Source organism: Nocardia sp. CDC160 (assembly GCF_035818795.1).
Classification (GTDB): Bacteria; Actinomycetota; Actinomycetes; order Mycobacteriales; family Mycobacteriaceae; genus Nocardia.
On sequence record NZ_JAYKYT010000001.1, the window covers coordinates 778,676 to 793,981 of the forward strand.

The 15,306-nt window shown below is 66.7% G+C and carries 14 protein-coding genes; 8 read left to right on the forward strand and 6 right to left on the reverse strand.

All coding sequences use genetic code 11. The annotated features are described in order from the left end of the window. Positions 1-2: 2 nt before the first annotated feature. Positions 3-1,130, forward strand: coding sequence for an acyl-CoA dehydrogenase family protein (locus VMT40_RS03370; protein ID WP_326356484.1), 1,128 nt, complete (start codon positions 3-5; stop codon positions 1,128-1,130). A gap of 154 nt (positions 1,131-1,284) precedes the next feature. On the opposite strand, the gene VMT40_RS03375 is transcribed toward VMT40_RS03370, so the two are convergent. Beyond that, entirely contained in the window at positions 1,285-1,980 is a 696-nt protein-coding gene (locus VMT40_RS03375; protein ID WP_326356485.1) for a maleylpyruvate isomerase family mycothiol-dependent enzyme, read from the reverse strand. A gap of 75 nt (positions 1,981-2,055) precedes the next feature. Next, positions 2,056-3,252 (reverse strand): glycosyltransferase, encoded by a 1,197-nt coding sequence (locus VMT40_RS03380; protein WP_326356486.1) that lies wholly within the window; start codon positions 3,250-3,252, stop codon positions 2,056-2,058. A 115-nt stretch (positions 3,253-3,367) separates the two neighbouring features. Between VMT40_RS03380 and VMT40_RS03385 the strand changes: the two genes are divergently transcribed. Continuing rightward, positions 3,368-3,784 carry a VOC family protein gene (locus VMT40_RS03385; RefSeq protein WP_326356487.1) on the forward strand — a complete coding sequence of 139 codons (417 nt, stop codon included), beginning with the start codon at positions 3,368-3,370 and terminating at the stop codon, positions 3,782-3,784. A gap of 44 nt (positions 3,785-3,828) precedes the next feature. Here the strand turns inward: VMT40_RS03385 and VMT40_RS03390 are convergent, their stop codons facing one another. The 3 genes from VMT40_RS03390 to VMT40_RS03400 all read right to left on the reverse strand — a co-directional run bounded on the left by VMT40_RS03390 (position 3,829) and on the right by VMT40_RS03400 (position 7,727). Then, on the reverse strand, positions 3,829-4,830 hold the full coding sequence (locus tag VMT40_RS03390; RefSeq protein WP_326356488.1) for a sigma-70 family RNA polymerase sigma factor: 1,002 nt from the start codon (positions 4,828-4,830) through the stop codon (positions 3,829-3,831). Positions 4,831-4,943: 113 nt separating this feature from the next. Then, positions 4,944-6,593, reverse strand: a complete 1,650-nt coding sequence (locus VMT40_RS03395; RefSeq protein WP_326356489.1) for an acyl-CoA synthetase — start codon at positions 6,591-6,593, stop codon at positions 4,944-4,946. Positions 6,594-6,689: 96 nt separating this feature from the next. Continuing rightward, entirely contained in the window at positions 6,690-7,727 is a 1,038-nt protein-coding gene (locus VMT40_RS03400) for an LLM class F420-dependent oxidoreductase (RefSeq protein WP_326356490.1), read from the reverse strand. Positions 7,728-7,820: 93 nt separating this feature from the next. Here VMT40_RS03400 and VMT40_RS03405 point away from each other — a divergent pair, with 93 nt between their 5' ends. The 4 genes from VMT40_RS03405 to VMT40_RS03420 are packed head-to-tail and all read left to right on the forward strand — an operon-like array spanning position 7,821 to position 11,411. Continuing rightward, positions 7,821-8,786, forward strand: a complete 966-nt coding sequence (locus VMT40_RS03405) for a Zn-ribbon domain-containing OB-fold protein (protein ID WP_442789894.1) — start codon at positions 7,821-7,823, stop codon at positions 8,784-8,786. Between the two features lie 17 nt (positions 8,787-8,803). Further along, complete coding sequence (locus tag VMT40_RS03410) at positions 8,804-9,832, forward strand: thiolase domain-containing protein (RefSeq protein ID WP_326356491.1); 1,029 nt, start codon at positions 8,804-8,806, stop codon at positions 9,830-9,832. Beyond that, complete coding sequence (locus VMT40_RS03415) at positions 9,829-10,995, forward strand: thiolase domain-containing protein (RefSeq protein ID WP_326356492.1); 1,167 nt, start codon at positions 9,829-9,831, stop codon at positions 10,993-10,995. The genes VMT40_RS03410 and VMT40_RS03415 overlap by 4 nt, the downstream gene beginning before the upstream one ends. After that, positions 10,992-11,411: a nuclear transport factor 2 family protein gene (locus tag VMT40_RS03420; RefSeq protein WP_326356493.1), complete on the forward strand. Its 420-nt coding sequence runs from the start codon at positions 10,992-10,994 to the stop codon at positions 11,409-11,411. The genes VMT40_RS03415 and VMT40_RS03420 overlap by 4 nt, the downstream gene beginning before the upstream one ends. 59 nt (positions 11,412-11,470) lie before the next feature. Here VMT40_RS03420 and VMT40_RS03425 read toward each other — a convergent pair whose 3' ends face one another. Then, complete coding sequence (locus VMT40_RS03425) at positions 11,471-12,670, reverse strand: cytochrome P450 (protein WP_326357176.1); 1,200 nt, start codon at positions 12,668-12,670, stop codon at positions 11,471-11,473. A 206-nt stretch (positions 12,671-12,876) separates the two neighbouring features. On the opposite strand from VMT40_RS03425, the gene VMT40_RS03430 reads away from it, so the two are divergent. Continuing rightward, positions 12,877-14,043 (forward strand): steroid 3-ketoacyl-CoA thiolase, encoded by a 1,167-nt coding sequence (locus VMT40_RS03430; protein ID WP_326356494.1) that lies wholly within the window; start codon positions 12,877-12,879, stop codon positions 14,041-14,043. Between the two features lie 358 nt (positions 14,044-14,401). After that, positions 14,402-14,818: a helix-turn-helix domain-containing protein gene (locus VMT40_RS03435; RefSeq protein ID WP_011207048.1), complete on the forward strand. Its 417-nt coding sequence runs from the start codon at positions 14,402-14,404 to the stop codon at positions 14,816-14,818. The last annotated feature ends 488 nt before the right edge of the window (positions 14,819-15,306 follow it).

Consider the following 15,306-nt stretch of genomic DNA (forward strand, 5'->3'; position numbering starts at 1 on the left):
CCATGGATTTCACCCTTACCGAAGCGCAGCAGGATCTGGCCCGGCTCACCGCCGAGGTGACCGGGAAGCTGGTCACGGCCGACAAGCTGCGGGAACTCGACAAGAACACCGATGCCGCCGGTGCGCGCACCGTGCGCTTCGACGAACAGCTGTGGGAATCGCTCGCCGAGACCGGCGTGCTGGCCGCGGCCCTGCCGGAAGCGGTGGGCGGCAGCGATTTCGGGGTGCTGGAGCAGACCTCGATCCTGCGGGAGCTGGGCAAGTCGGTCGCGCCGGTGCCGTACCTGTGGTCGATCGTGCTGGGCGCGGGCGCGCTGGCGCGGTTCGGTTCCGCCGCACAGCGCGAGCTGGCCGCGCAGGCCGCGAGCGGGTCGGTCATTCTCACCGCCGCGTTGAGCGAGGAGCGCAACTGGGACCTCGCCCGCCCGGTCACCACCGCCATGGCGGGCAACGGCTGGCAGCTGACCGGCCTCAAGACCACCGTGCCCTACGCCCGGCAGGCCGCCCGAATCCTGGTGCCCGCCAGCGTGGATGGCACGCCCGCCGTCTTCCTGGTCGACCCGGCGCACGAGTCGGTCCGCATCGAGGACCAGATCGTGACCGACCGCTCCCCCGAGGCCGAGGTCGAATTCGCCGGTACCCCGGGTGAATTGGTCGGCACGGTCGAGCAGGGCCCGGAAATCCTGGAGTGGCTGCTGCACCGGGCCTGGCTGGGCCTGGCCGCCACCCAGCTCGGCACCGTCGAGAAGGGCCTGGAACTGGTCGCGGACTACGCGCGCGAGCGCGAGCAGTTCAACCGGAAGATCGGCAGCTTCCAGGCCGTGGCCCAGCGCCTGGCCGACGGCTACATCGATGTCCAGGGCGTGCGACTGGCCGTGCAGCAGGCGGCTTGGCGACTGGCCGAAGGACTTCCGGCGGCCGCCGAGATCCACACCGCCAAGTTCTGGGCCGCCGAGGCGGGCCACCGCGTCGCCCACACCGTGGTGCACGTGCACGGCGGCGTCGGCATCGACCGCGACCACATCGTGAACCAGTACTTCACGGCCGCCAAGCACAACGAGTTCGCGCTCGGCGGCGCGACCGATCACCTGCGCGCGCTCGGCGGTTTGCTCACCGACGCACAGCAGTAGACGTCCCCGGCGTCCGCGAAAGCCAGCCGTCCCCTGCATTGGCGGCTATGGGCGAGGCGGTGGTTTCCATACCGGCCACCGTCTCGCCTTTTCCGTGTGCGGGTCAGGGCATTTCCGGTAAGGGCTAGGGCATTTCGGGTACGGGCAAGGGCACCTAGGGCACCAGGGGTCCGGCGAGGACCTGCGCGCCCGCGGCCCAGTTTCCCTGCCAGCTCAGCGCCGCGTCCTTGGGGTCCTTGCGCTGCCACAGGGTCAGCAGCAGATCCGAAGCGGTGCCGGAGATTTCGGCGACCGGGGTGCCGGGGCCGTAGGTCCAGCTGTCGCCGGTGTCGGTGGCGTGGACGCTGAGCGCGACCTCCGGCTCCTTGGCCAGGCCGCGCTGAATCATGCGGAGCGCGAACATCTCGAACACCTCGGTGATGCCGTCGGCGGCCAGGGCCGGATCGAAGGCGTCGGCGGTGCCGAGCGCGTCCTGGGCGTCCCACAGATGCATCAGGGTCTCCTGGGCCCGGCGACGCCGCCAGAATCCGACGGTGCGCGGCATCAGGCTGGTGAAGGTCCAGGCCGGGGTCGCGGGGTCCACCGACAGCGATTCGACGATCGCCCGCGCGGAGTCGTCGAACCAGGCCCGCAGTTCGGCCCGGTCCACCGGCGCGGGATCGCCGTGGTAATCCCCGCGCCCCTCCGCGACCGCGGTCACCACCCACCGATTGCCTTGCCCGACATGGTCGACGAGGTCGTAGAGGGTCCAGTCCCCGCAGCTCGGGACCGGGGCGGCCAGATTGGTCTCGGGCGTGATCAGCTCCCCGAACTCGCTCAGCTTCTCGCGCAATACCGCCAGGAAATCCATGGAGCACACGCTAGGCAGTGAACGCCCAGCGTGCCAGCCATATCCGGCCTACGACACGCGAAATTCGGCCAAACCTCAGGTTTCGAGCTCCCGCACCGAGAAGATGTGCTCGCCCACGGTGTCCTGGTGATCGGCCGCGGGTTCGATCTCGTGCAGCAGGGCCTCGCCGCGCGCGTCGTGGCGGATGGCGCGGCCCAGTTCGGCCGCGGCGCGATAGTAGGTCGGGGTGCGCAGGACGCGGCGGACCACGCGGGCGATGCGCTGCGGAGTCGCGGTGCGCGGCACCACGATTCCGGCCCGGTGCGCGCGTACCCGGGCGGCATTGTCGGCGGTGTCTCGACCGTGTGGCAGGACCACCACCGGCAGGTCGGCGGCGAAAGCCTTCATCAGGGTGCCGTGGCCGCCGTGGGTGATGACCAGGCTGGCGTGGCGCATGAGCTCGCGATGCGAGGCGGCCCGCACGACGGTCACATTCGCCGGTGCGCGAATCTGCTCGGTATCGACGGCCGGGCCGGTGGTGATGACGCCGCGCACCGGGAGCAGCGCCAGCGCGTCGGCAATCCTTTGCAGGCAATCGGTTTGGCGTTGGAAGGTGGTGGACAGCGCGACCAGCACGAGCGGCTCACCACCGTCGGCCTGCGTCCAGGCTCCCTTCTCGACCCAGTCCGGTTCGTCCAGGATCGGCCCGACCCAGCGCACCCCGTCCGGACCCTGCCCCGGGAAATCGAAAGCGGCACTGGACAATACGAGCTGACGCCGGGCCAGTTGCGCCTGATCCTGGTAGTGGGCCAGGCGTTCCAATCCGAAGTCCGCGCGCAGGGCATTGAGCCGGGGTAGCAGTTCCTCGTCCCAGCGCCGCTGGACCAGCGTGCCCACGATCCGGTCCCGCAACCGGCCGAGCGGACCGCGAGCCCGGCCGAATCCGGTGCCGGGCGGCGGCCCGCCCTCCACGGGCAGCGGATAGATCCCGGGCATGAGCACCGAGAACGGCACGTCACAGGCCTGTGCGGCGACCATGGCCCCGAAGGCGAAGAAGGAGGCCAACACCAGATCGGGCCGCCCGGCGTCGATTTCGTCGGCGGTCTCGCGGGCGAACCCGGCTCCCGCGCGCGGCCGCAGCCGTGCCCCCGTGGCCGCCACCGCCTCGGCCAGACTCTCCTCGGCCAGCACGGTCACCCGATGTCCACGTCGCACCAGTCGCCGCACCACACCCAGTTCCGGCGGCACGGTTCCGCCGCTACCGGTGAGCGCGACCAGGTAGCTGTGATTCATCGGGCACCTCCACCAGTCACTCTTGCACGACCGATGACTTTTCCGCACCCGCTTCGTCCCCACCAATACATCGATGTACGCGCGATCGCATCGCGGGGAAGAGGGGCGAACCACCATGCCGAGCAAGATGATCTTCATCAATCTGCCGGTGGCCGACCTGGACCGGTCGAAACGGTTCTACGAGGCTCTCGGCTGGAAGGTGAACCAGGACTTCACCGACGCCAATGCCGCCTGCATCGTGATCGACGACAACATCTGCGTCATGCTCCTGACCCGCAGCTTCTTCACCACGTTCACCCACCGCACCCCGGGTGACCCCCGCGAGTTCGTCAGCGGGATTTACGCCCTGGCCATGTCGGGTCCCGAGGAGGTCGACGACCTCACCGAAGCGGCCCTCCGCGCGGGCGGCACCGAGGAGGTCGACACCGACCGCCGCAGCCAGGAGGCCCGGATGGGCATGTACGGCCGCACCTTCCTGGACCCCGACGGCCACCAGTGGGAGTCCTTCTACATGGCCTACCCCGACCGTTGAGTCGCTGAGTCGCTGCGCGCCAACCTGGTTCGGGCCGCGTCAACCTAGTTCGGGCGTAGCTCCATGGGCAGGCCGAAGAGGGGGAACAGCTTCTCGGTGTCGAGGAAGAAGGTGAGGCCGGAGATGCGGTCGCCGTCGAGTTCGAGGGTGGTGATGGACCAGGGGGTCCAGAGGCCGGGCTCGCCGCTGGGCTTGTAGTGGCCGAAGGCGGGCAGGCCATTGGCGCCGTCCAGCGGAATCATGCGGGAGTCGCGGCAGGCGTGGCCGGTGCCGAGCATGAAGGCGGCCACGTTCTCCGGGCCGGAGATCCACAGCGAGAACGGCGGCATGGACAGCGCCACATCGGCTTTCAACAGCTCGGTGAGGGCGTTCATGTCGTAGGCCTCGAAGGCCTTGACGAAATCGTCGACGAGTTTGCGCTGCTGCTCGTTGTTCTCGTCGAAGGTGTCGGAGACGGTGGACTTCTCCTGCACCTTCGACATGGTGGCGCGGGCGCGCTGCAGGGCGCTGTTCACCGATGCCGGGGAGACATTGAGCATGTCGGCGGTTTCGCCCGCGGAGAAGCGCAGCACCTCGCGCATGATCAGAATGGCGCGCTGGCTGGCGGGCAGATGCTGCACCGCGGACACGAAGGCCAGGCGCAGCGTGTCCTTGGCGCTGGCGGCCTCGGCCGGGTCCGCGCCGAAGGCGAGCGCGTTCGGAATCGGCTCCACCCACACGTAATCCGGCTCCGGCGGCGGCAATTGCGAATCGGGGGTGGACGGCCCGTTCAAATCCATGGGCCGGGCCCGCCGCTGCGGCCCGTCGAGCATGTCCAGGCAGACATTGGTCGCGATCTTGTACAGCCACGATCGCAGGCTCGAACGCCCCTCGAATGAGTCGTACGACTTCCACGCGCGGGTGAAAGTCTCCTGTACCGCGTCCTCGGCCTCGAAGGAGGACCCGAGCATCCGATACGCGTAGGCGCACAATTCGCGCCGGTGGCCTTCGAAAGACCGCAACACATCATCCGAAACGGTGACGGATCTGCCTGCCTTCTCGCTCATGCCAGACAGCCTGGCACAACCCACCGACAGAAAATACCCACCAAAATCAAATGAGTGATGCCCGCCCGCGAATGCGGACGGGCATCACAGTGTTGTAATTCGTTGCGCTCGAATTACTTCGAGCTGGAAGCGCTCGCGTGGTCGTCGGCCTCGCGGGCCTCGGTCTGCGCCTTCGCCCACTTGTAATCCGGCTTACCGGCGGGCGAACGCTTGATCTCGTCGACGTACCAGAGGCTGCGCGGCATCTTGTAGGAGGAGATCTCCTTGACCAGTGTCGGCCGCAGTTCCTCCAGCGTCGGACGGGCCTCGCCGCGACACTGCACGACCGCGACCACCCGCTGGCCCCAGCGCTCGTCGGGCACACCGACCACCAGCGCGTCGAAGATGTCCGGGTGCGCCTTGAGCGCGCCCTCGACCTCCTCCGGGTAGATCTTCTCGCCGCCGGAGTTGATCGACACCGACCCGCGGCCCAGCATGGTGACGGTCCCGTCCTCCTCCACCCGGGCGTAGTCGCCGGGGACGGAGTAGCGAACGCCGTTGAACACCTTGAAGGTTTCGGCGGTCTTGACCGGGTCGTTGTAGTAGCCCAGCGGGATATTGCCGGTGCGGGCCAGCATGCCGACCTGACCGGAGCCGGGGGCGATTTCGTTGCCCTGTTCGTCGATCACCTTGGTGGAGGCGTCGATCTTCACGCGCGGACCACCGGTGTGGGTCGCGCCCTTGGCGGCCACGGCCAGCCCGCCGAAACCGGTCTCCGAGGCGCCGATCGAGTCGGTGATCAACGCGTTCGGGAATCGCTCGATGAACTCGTCCTTCAGCGCCGGTGAGAACAGCGCCGCACTGGAGGCCAGCACCCACAGGCTCGAATGGTTGTACGGCTCACCGGTTTCCGGGTTCCCCTGGGCCACCGCGTCCAGCATCGGACGGGCCATGGCATCGCCGACGATGAAGATCATGTTCACGCCGTGCCGCTCGATGGCCTGCCACACGCCGTGCCCGGAGAACTCCGGCAGCATGACCGCCTTGCCGCCGTCGAAGAGGCTGTGCAGCGTCGCGGTGAACGCGCCGCCGTGGATCAGCGGCGGAATCGGGTAGCGCACCATCTGCGTATTGCCGCTGGCGCCGCCCTTGGCCTGCTCCCACTCGTCCTCGATGAAGACGCCGGTGTAGAAGTTGATGCCGCCGCCGAGCACGCGCCACCAGTCCTCCTGCCGCCACATGACGCCCTTGGGCATGCCGGTAGTGCCGCCGGTGTAGATCATCATGATGTCGTCGGAGGAGCGCTCCTCGAAATCGCGCTCGCCGTGCGAACCCGCCAGTGCCGCTTCGTATTCGACGGCGCCCGGGGGCAGCGGGAGATCGGTGTCGTCTTCGACGGTGAGAACGGCCTTGATGGCGGGCACCTTCGGCAGCACATTGGCGACCTTGTCGCTGTAGCGACGCTCGTGAATGAGAGCAACCATGTCCGAGTTCTCGAAGATGTATTGCAACTCGTTCTCAACGTACCGGTAGTTCACGTTGATCATGACGGCGCGCGCCTTGAAGATGGCCACCATGGACTCCACGGCCTCAATGGTGTTGCGCGAGTACACGCCAACCTTGTCACCCGGCCGCACACCCTGTTCCTGCAGGTAGTGCGCCAGTCGGTTGGCTCGATCCTCCAGTTCGGCGTAGGTCACCGAACGCGAGTCGTCAACCAGTGCGACACGTTCCGGCATGAGGTCGATGGTGTGCTCGACAAGGTCCGCAATGTTGTAGCTCACAGGATCAAAATAGAACGTGTTCTTGTGTGTGACAAGCCACAAATCCCACTCAGTCGATGGACCGAATGTGCCCCCTGTCACACACTACAGCCATTTCTAGGATTCGATCAGCGGACGCAGGCGCTCGAACTGCGACACATCCCGGACACCCACCAGCAGCATGGTGACGCCCGCCTGCTCCCACACCTTCAGCTGCTCACGCACGTGGTCCTCGTCGCCGATGATGGTGGTGTCGAGAATCAGCTCGTCCGGAACCGCCGCGGCCGCTTCGGCTTTGCGCCCGGAGCGGAACAGCGCGGTGATCTCGTCGACCGCCTCGCCGTAGCCCATGCGCCGGTAGACCTCGGCGTGGAAGTTCAGCTCCTCCGCGCCCATGCCGCCGATGTAGAGCGCGCTGTAGGGCCGGATGGCGTCGAGGGCGGCCTTGCGGTCGTCGGTCAGGATGACCTGCGCGGTGGCCGCGATCTCGAAGTCCTCGCGCGAGCGCCGCGCTCCCGGGCGCGAAAAGCCCTCGTCGAGCCACTCGTTGTACATGTCCGCCAGGCGCGGCGTGTAGTAGATGGCCAGCCAGCCGTCCGCGATCTCCGCGGTCAGCGCGACATTCTTCGGCCCCTCGGCCCCGAGCCAGATGGGCAGGTCGGCACGCAGCGGATGGGTGATCGGCTTGAGCGGCTTGCCGAGTCCGGTGGCGCCGGAACCGTTGTAGGGCAAGGGAAAATGCGGGCCGTCGCTGACGACCTTGCTCTCCCGGGCCAGCACCTGCCGCACGATCGAGACGTATTCGCGGGTGCGCGCGAGCGGTTTGGAGAACGGCTGCCCGTACCAGCCCTCCACCACCTGCGGGCCGGACACGCCGAGCCCGAGAATGTGTCGCCCGCCGCTGAGGTGATCGAGGGTCAGTGCGGCCATGGCAGTGCCGGTGGGGGTGCGCGCCGACATCTGCACGACCGAGGTGCCCAGCCGCACCCGGCTGGTGTCCGAGCCGTACCAGGCCAGCGGCGTGAAGGCGTCCGATCCCCAGGATTCCGCGGTGAAGACGGCGTCGAACCCGACCTCTTCGGCGGCCAATACCAATTCCCGCGTATTGGCGGGCGGCTGCGCGCCCCAATACCCCAATTGCAGACCAAAGCGCATTCGAGTGTCCTCTCCTAGAACATCGCGGGGCGTTCGGCAGTGGCCCAGCCCCGACTCTTGCCACCGTCACTAGAACCTGTTCTACTCGATCTCGTGACTCTGGGGAACACCGAAGTACTCTCCGCACCGCTGCGGATGAAATTCGACTACACCCGCTCAACCGGTCCGATCCTCGGCCGCTTCCTCACGGAATTGCGGTCCGGCAAGGTCGTCGGGGTGCGGGGTTCCGATGGGCGCGTGATCGTGCCGCCCGCGGAATTCGATCCGAAGACCAGCGAACCCCTCTCGGAGTTCGTCGAGGTCTCCGACGTGGGCACGGTGCAGACCTGGTCCTGGGTGGCCGAGCCGATCCCGGGCCAGCCCTTCGACCGGCCCTTCGCCTACGCGCTCATCAAGCTGGACGGCGCGGACACCGCCATCCTGCACGCGGTGGATGTGGCCTCGCCCGAGGACATCTCGACGGGCATGCGGGTGCGGGCGCGCTGGGCCGCCGAGCGCAGCGGGAGCATCCACGACATCGCCGCCTTCGAACCCGGTGAAACATCCAATGCCCCCACCGATTCCGATGCCGACGCGGAACCCATCACCGGCATCGTGACCCCGGTCGACTTCTCCATCAAGCACACCGCCGCCCCGCAGGAGGCCGTCTTCCTGCAGGGCCTCATGGAGGGCAAGCTGCTGGGCGCCCGCGCGCAGATGGACGGCAAGGTGTACTTCCCGCCGCGCGGCGCGGACCCGCGCGACGGCTCGCCGACCGATGACTTCGTCGAGGTGGCCGACACCGGCATCGTCACCACGTTCTGCATCGTGAACGTGCCGTTCATGGGTCAGTCGATCAAGCCGCCGTACGTCGCCGCCTACATCCTGTTGGACGGCACCGACATTCCGTTCCTGCACCTGGTGCTCGGCATCGACGCGAGCGAGGTCCGGATGGGCATGCGGGTCAAGGCGGTGTGGAAGCCGCGCGAGGAGTGGGGCCTGTCCATCGGCAATATCGACCACTTCGAGCCCACCGGCGAACCGGACGCCGACTACGACTCTTTCGCGCACCACCTGTAGAGAGGCGCTGAAATACCTTGAGTAACAATGACATCGCGGTGGTCGGCTTCGCGCACGCGCCGCACGTGCCGGAGACCTTCGGCACCACCAATGGCGTGGAGATGCTCGCGCCGTGCTTCCGGGAGCTCTACGCCAAGCTCGGCATCGGCGTCTCCGATATCGGCTTCTGGTGCTCCGGCTCCTCGGATTACCTTGCCGGGCGCGCCTTCTCGTTCATCTCGGCCATCGACTCCATCGGCGCGGTGCCGCCGATCAACGAGTCGCACGTGGAGATGGACGCGGCCTGGGCGCTGTACGAGGCATGGGTGAAACTGCGCTCCGGGCAGGCGGAGACGGCGCTGGTCTACGGCTTCGGCAAGTCCTCGGCCGGTACCCTGCGCCAGATCCTGTCCCTGCAGACCGACCCGTACCTGGTCGCGCCGCTGTGGCCGGACTCGGTCTCGATGGCGGGTCTGCAGGCCCGTGCGGGCCTGGACGCGGGCCTGTGGACCGAGGCCGACATGGCCGCGGTGGCGGCGCGCAGCAATGGCGGCGACGCCGAAAAGCTTTTGGCCGAGGCGAAAGTCGCCGATCCGTTCCGCGCCCACGACATCGCGCCCATTACCGACGGCGCGGCCGCCATCGTGCTGGCCGTGGGCGATCGCGCCCGCGAACTGTGCGAGCGCCCGGCCTGGCTGACCGGCATCGCGCACTACATCGACACCCCGGTGCTGGGCGCGCGCGATCTGACCGTCTCGGAGTCGGCGACCCGCGCGGCCAAGGCCGCCATCGGCGACGACAGCCGTGAGTTCGACGTCGCGGAGCTGCACGCGCAGTTCAGCCACGAGGAACTGATCCTGAAGCAGGCCATCGGCCTCAACGGGAACACCCGCATCAACCCGTCGGGCGGCCCGCTCTCGGGCAACCCGATGTTCGCGGCCGGACTCGAGCGCATCGGCTTCGCCGCCACCGAAATCTTCAATGGCACCGCGAATCGCGCACTGGCCCATGCCAGTTCGGGTCCCGCGCTGCAGCAGAACCTGGTCGCCACCCTGGAGGCACGATGACACTGCCAGCCGCTGTCCTGGGTACGGGACAGACTCATCACGTGACCAAACGGTCGGATGTCTCCATGGCGGGCATGGTCCGCGAGGCCATCGACCGGGCGCTGGAGGACTCCGGCCTGACCATGGCCGATATCGACGCGGTCGTGGTCGGCAAGGCCCCCGACTTCTTCGAGGGTGCCATGATGCCGGAGCTCTTCCTCGCGGATGCCTTGGGCGCCACCGGAAAACCGCTGCTCCGCGTGCACACGGCCGGTTCGGTCGGCGGTTCCACGGGCGTCGTCGCCGCCAATCAGGTGCAGGCGGGCGTGCACCGGCGGGTGCTCGCCATCGCGTGGGAGAAGCAGTCCGAATCCAACGCCATGTGGGCGCTGTCGAACCCGGTCCCGTTCACCAAGCCGGTCGGCGCGGGCGCGGGCGGCTACTTCGCCCCGCACGTGCGCGCCTACATCCGCCGCGCCAATGCCCCGCTGCACGTGGGCGCGATGGTCGCGGTCAAGGATCGCCGCAATGGCGCGCGCAACCCGTTCGCGCACCTGCATCAGCCCGACATCACCATGGAATCGGTGATGGCATCCCAAATGCTGTGGGACCCCATTCGTTTCGACGAGACCTGCCCGTCCTCGGACGGCGCGTGCGCCATCGTGATCGGTGACGAGGCATCGGCCAAGGCGGTCGAGGCGCAGGGCAAGAAGGTGGCGTGGATCCACGGCACCGCCATGCGCACCGAGCCGCTCGCCTACGCGGGCCGCGACCAGGTCAATCCCAAGGCGGGCCAGGACGCCGCCAAGGCGCTGTGGAAGCAGGCCGGGATCACCAACCCGCTCGAGGAGATCGACGCGGCCGAGATCTATGTTCCCTTCTCCTGGTTCGAGCCCATGTGGCTGGAGAACCTGGGCTTCATGTCCGAGGGCGAGGGCTGGAAGCTCACCGATGCGGGCGAGACCGAGATCGGCGGAAAGCTACCGGTCAACCCGTCGGGCGGCGTGCTGTCCTCCAACCCGATCGGCGCGTCCGGCATGATCCGCTTCGCCGAGGCGGCCAAGCAGGTCATGGGCCGCGCGGGCGACTACCAGGTCGAGAATGCCCGCAAGGCGTTCGGCCACGCGTACGGCGGTGGCTCGCAGTACTTCTCGATGTGGGTCGTCGGGAGTGAGCAGCCGTGACCACCACCACCGAACACCCGGCCCGGGTGGCGGGCGCGGCGTCCCAGGCCGCGGTCCGCGCCAAGGACAAGGACGCCTGGGTGGCGCTGTTCGCCGCAGACGGGATCGTGGAGGACCCGATCGGGCCGTCGTTCTTCGATCCCGAGGGGGTGGGCCACCGAGGTGCGGAGGCCATTGCGGCCTTCTGGGACAAGGCCATTGCCCCGACCGAGTCGATCGAGTTCCTCTTCGACGACTCGTTCGCCTGTGGTGGCGAGGTCGCCTATACGGGCCGCATCCGCACCACCATGGGTGGCGGCCACACCGTCGACGCGGAAGGTGTCTTCACCTACAAAGTCGATGAAGACGGCAAAATCCTGGCCCTACGCGCCTTTTGGGAAACTGAACGCGCGATGGCGACTCTCAAAACTCTCTGAAACTCTCGTGCCCCGCCTGCTACCGCAGGCGGGGCACGAAGGTATTTGGAAACAGCCGCTCAGTGCTTGACCGGGCAGCCGCCCGTGTAATCCACCTGGAATTGCTTGATGCCATTGAGCCAGCCCGACTGCAGGCGACGCGGGTCGCCCAGCTTGGAGATGTCGGGCATATGGTCGGCGATGGCATTGAAGATGATCTCGATCTCCAGCCGCGCCAGGTTCGCGCCGATGCAGAAGTGCGCGCCGGTACCGCCGAAGGACAGGTGCGGGTTCGGATCACGCAGGATATTGAAGGTGAACGGATCGTCGAACACGTCCTCGTCGAAGTTGGCCGAGCGGTAGGACAGCACCACCCGCTGCCCCTTCTTGATCTGCACGCCACTGACTTCCACGTCCTCGAGCGCGGTGCGCTGGAACGAGCTGACCGGGGTGGCCCACCGAATGATCTCGTCGGCGGCGGTCTTCGGGCGCTCGGACTTGAACAGCTCCCACTGCTCGGGATTCTCCAGGAAGGCGATCATGCCGTGGGTGGTGGCATTGCGCGTGGTCTCGTTGCCCGCGACCGCGAGCATCATGACGAAGAAGCCGAACTCCTCCGGCAGCAGCGCCTCGCCGTCCATATCGGCATTGATGAGCTGGGTGACGATATCGTCGGCCGGGCAGGCGCGGCGGGCCTCGGCCATTTGGTAGGAGTAGCCGAGGATCTCGGTGGAGGCGACCACCGGGTCGGCGTCGCTCTCCGGATCGTCGTAGCTGGTCATGTCATTGGACCACTGGAACAGCTTCTTCCGGTCGTCCTGCGGCACGCCGATCAGTTCGGCAATGGCCTGCAGCGGCAGTTCGGCCGCGACCTGCTCGACGAAGTCGCCGGTGCCGGTCTCGACGGCCGCCTTCACAATGGCCTCGGCGCGGGCGGTCAGCTCGGCGCGCAGACCATTGATGACGCGCGGGGTGAAGCCCTTGGAGATGATCTTGCGAAGTTTGGTGTGCTCCGGCGCGTCCTTGTTCAGCAGGACGAAGCGCTGCAGATCGATCTGCTCGCGGGTGATGTCGTCCTGGAACCGCGGGATCGCGGTGTTCTCGTAGGTGGAGAAGACGTCATCGCGGCGCGAGACGGTCTTGACGTCGGCATGCTTGGTCAGCACCCAGAAGCCGTCGTCGGTAAAGCCGCCCTTGCGAGGATCCTTGGGATTCCACCAGATCGGGGCGGTGCGGCGCAGTTCGGCTAGTTCCTCCACCGGCACCCGGTGCGCCCACATCTCCGGGTCGGTGACATCGAATCCATCCGGCACTCCGGGCCGGGCTGCAGTGTCCACCACCAGCAGTCTCCTTTGACCAACTGAAACACGTTCTACCGCTATTGAAGCATAGGAGGTAAAACAAGAGAAGGGACTAGGTAATAGCTCCGAACAGGCTTACGTTACTGGTTGTGAACTCGTTGCAGTTCTAATCCGGAAGGACAGACATGGGTACTCCCGTCATCGTCGAGGCAGCGCGCACGCCCATCGGCAAGCGCAATGGCTGGCTGGCCGGTCTGCACGCCGCCGAGCTGCTGGGCGCGGCGCAGCAGGGCGTGCTCGAGCGCGCGGAGCTGAATCCGGCGCTGGTCGAACAGGTCATCGGCGGCTGTGTCATGCAGGTGGGCGAGCAGGGCAACAACGTCACCCGCACCGCGTGGCTGCACGCGGGGCTGCCGTGGCAGACCGGCGCGGTCACCATCGACAATCAGTGCGGTTCGGCACAGCAGGCCGCGGGCCTGGTGGCCGGGCTCATCTCCACCGGCGCCATCGAGGTCGGCATCGCCTGCGGCATCGAGTCCATGAGCCATGTTCCCTTGGGCGCCAATGTCGGAACGCACGCCGGGCCGCGGCGTCCGGCCTCGTGGAATATCGATATGCCCAACCAGTTCGAGGCCGCCGAGCGAATCGCCAAGCGGCGCGGCATCACTCGCGACGATGTCGAGGAGCTCGGCGAGCGTTCGCAGCGACTGGCGGCGCAGGCCTGGGCGGAGGGCCGCTTCGACCGGGAGGTGCTGACGATCAAGAACGCTCCTCAGGTCGACAAGGAGGGCAACCTCACCGGCGAGTTCGCCGACATCGGCCGCGATCAGGGGCTGCGCGAGACCACCCGCGAGGGCCTGGCGAAGCTGAAGCCGGTGCTGGAGGGTGGAATTCACACTGCGGGCACCTCCTCGCAGATCTCCGACGGCGCGGCCGCGGTGCTGCTGATGGACGAAAAGGCCGCGCTGCGTGAGGGTTTGCGGCCGCGGGCCCGCATTGTCGCGCAGTGCCTGGTGGGCGGCGAGCCCGAATTCCACCTGGACGGTCCGGTTCAGGCGTGCGAGCGCCTGCTCGAGCGTTCCGGCATGAGCATCTCCGATATCGACTTGTTCGAGATCAATGAGGCTTTCGCGTCCGTGGTGCTGTCCTGGGCCTCGGTGCACAAGCCCGATTTCGATCGCGTGAACGTCAATGGCGGCGCGATCGCCCTCGGCCATCCGGTCGGCAGCACCGGATCCCGCTTGATCACAACGGCTTTGCACGAGCTGGAGCGTTCGGACAAGAGCACCGCCATGGTCCTGATGTGCTGCGGCGGCGCGCTCGCGACGGGCACGATCATCGAACGGATCTAGTCTCTCAATGATTTTGGGCCAGGTTGAACGTTCATCCGTCTTGCCGCGAAACGTGGCGTACGCCACACAAACTTCGGTACAGACAGGAAGATGAGACGTCAGCTATCTTATGGCTACCCGAGGCCCGTCCGGGAAGACCCTCGCGACGGGCCAGAACCGGGGCTCTTAAGCCCTTGGCAAGAACCGTGGGGTGAGCCCGCAAACGCCCAAGCCACACAGGGTGAAGCGGATCACCGCCTAGAAGCTTCAAGGAAATCGCGAATCAGGCGTAGGTTTTCAGTTACTGAGCCGCTAATATCAATGATACGTATCCGAGATAACGACTGTTAGTACAGCGAAGGGAATTGGGCGGCTCACAATGGCTGATTTCGCGGCGCGGCTGAACAAGCTGTTCGAAACCGTGCATCCCCCGGGGCGTAAGCCGCACACGAACGCAGAGGTGGCGGCTGCCTTGACGGCCTCCGGCCATCCGATCTCGAAACCGTATCTGTCGCAGTTGCGGTCGGGACAGCGCACGAACCCGTCGGATGAGACGGTGGCAGCACTGGCAAAGTTCTTCAAGGTCAAACCGGACTACTTCTTCAACGACATCTACGCGGCGAAGATCGATCATGATCTCGAGCTGCTGTCCCAGCTGCAGGGCTATGGACTCCGTCGTCTGTCGAGTCGGGCGTTCGACCTGTCCGAAGAATCTCAGAACCTCCTCACGTCTATGGCGGAGAAGTTGCGGGCCAGCGAAGGGCTGCCCGAAATTCCTCCGGACGGCACGGAATAGGCACTGCCACAGAGCAACACAGTGCGGCTAGCTCGGAGGCCGCACTGTGTTGGTTTGCTACAGGGCCTGGTCCGGACTCGACATAGGGCGGGTCACCGGCGGCGCTTGCAGGGCGGCGCCGGTGTCTCGCCGGACCATTCGGTCCGAGTGTTGGATGTTGCACCGGCCTCAGCGTGCTGAGGCCATGTGGCGTAGACCTCTGCGCTGGTGCATTATGCACAAACCTGGCATAACGCTGCCCGGGTGTTCCCGTGCGGCCGCGTGAGTTGTTTTGTGCACTATGTCGTTTTGTGCACTGTGAGTGTTTCGCCCCAATGCACCAACCGCGACAACAAGAGTGACAACTTCAAGTGACAAGTAAGTCCCGTACTACGCACGGCGGGTTCGATGAGACGAAACCTCGGATACGAAGTCTCATCGAGAAGGCCCGCCGGAATGCCACGCCCTTGGCAATCATGCGCGGTGCGGGACTTGCTCATTTGCGTCAA

Bases quoted from the DNA above. Each gene is read 5' to 3' on its own strand.
- VMT40_RS03375 (WP_326356485.1), bottom strand. From the start codon at position 1,980: ATGGATTTCCTGGCGGTATTGCGCGAGAAGCTGAGCGAGTTCGGGGAG.
- VMT40_RS03415 (WP_326356492.1), top strand. From the start codon at position 9,829: ATGACACTGCCAGCCGCTGTCCTGGGTACGGGACAGACTCATCACGTG.
- VMT40_RS03435 (WP_011207048.1), top strand. From the start codon at position 14,402: ATGGCTGATTTCGCGGCGCGGCTGAACAAGCTGTTCGAAACCGTGCAT.
- VMT40_RS03390 (WP_326356488.1), bottom strand. From the start codon at position 4,830: ATGAGCGAGAAGGCAGGCAGATCCGTCACCGTTTCGGATGATGTGTTG.
- VMT40_RS03370 (WP_326356484.1), top strand. From the start codon at position 3: ATGGATTTCACCCTTACCGAAGCGCAGCAGGATCTGGCCCGGCTCACC.
- VMT40_RS03385 (WP_326356487.1), top strand. From the start codon at position 3,368: ATGCCGAGCAAGATGATCTTCATCAATCTGCCGGTGGCCGACCTGGAC.
- VMT40_RS03400 (WP_326356490.1), bottom strand. From the start codon at position 7,727: ATGCGCTTTGGTCTGCAATTGGGGTATTGGGGCGCGCAGCCGCCCGCC.
- VMT40_RS03380 (WP_326356486.1), bottom strand. From the start codon at position 3,252: ATGAATCACAGCTACCTGGTCGCGCTCACCGGTAGCGGCGGAACCGTG.
- VMT40_RS03430 (WP_326356494.1), top strand. From the start codon at position 12,877: ATGGGTACTCCCGTCATCGTCGAGGCAGCGCGCACGCCCATCGGCAAG.
- VMT40_RS03425 (WP_326357176.1), bottom strand. From the start codon at position 12,670: ATGTGGGCGCACCGGGTGCCGGTGGAGGAACTAGCCGAACTGCGCCGC.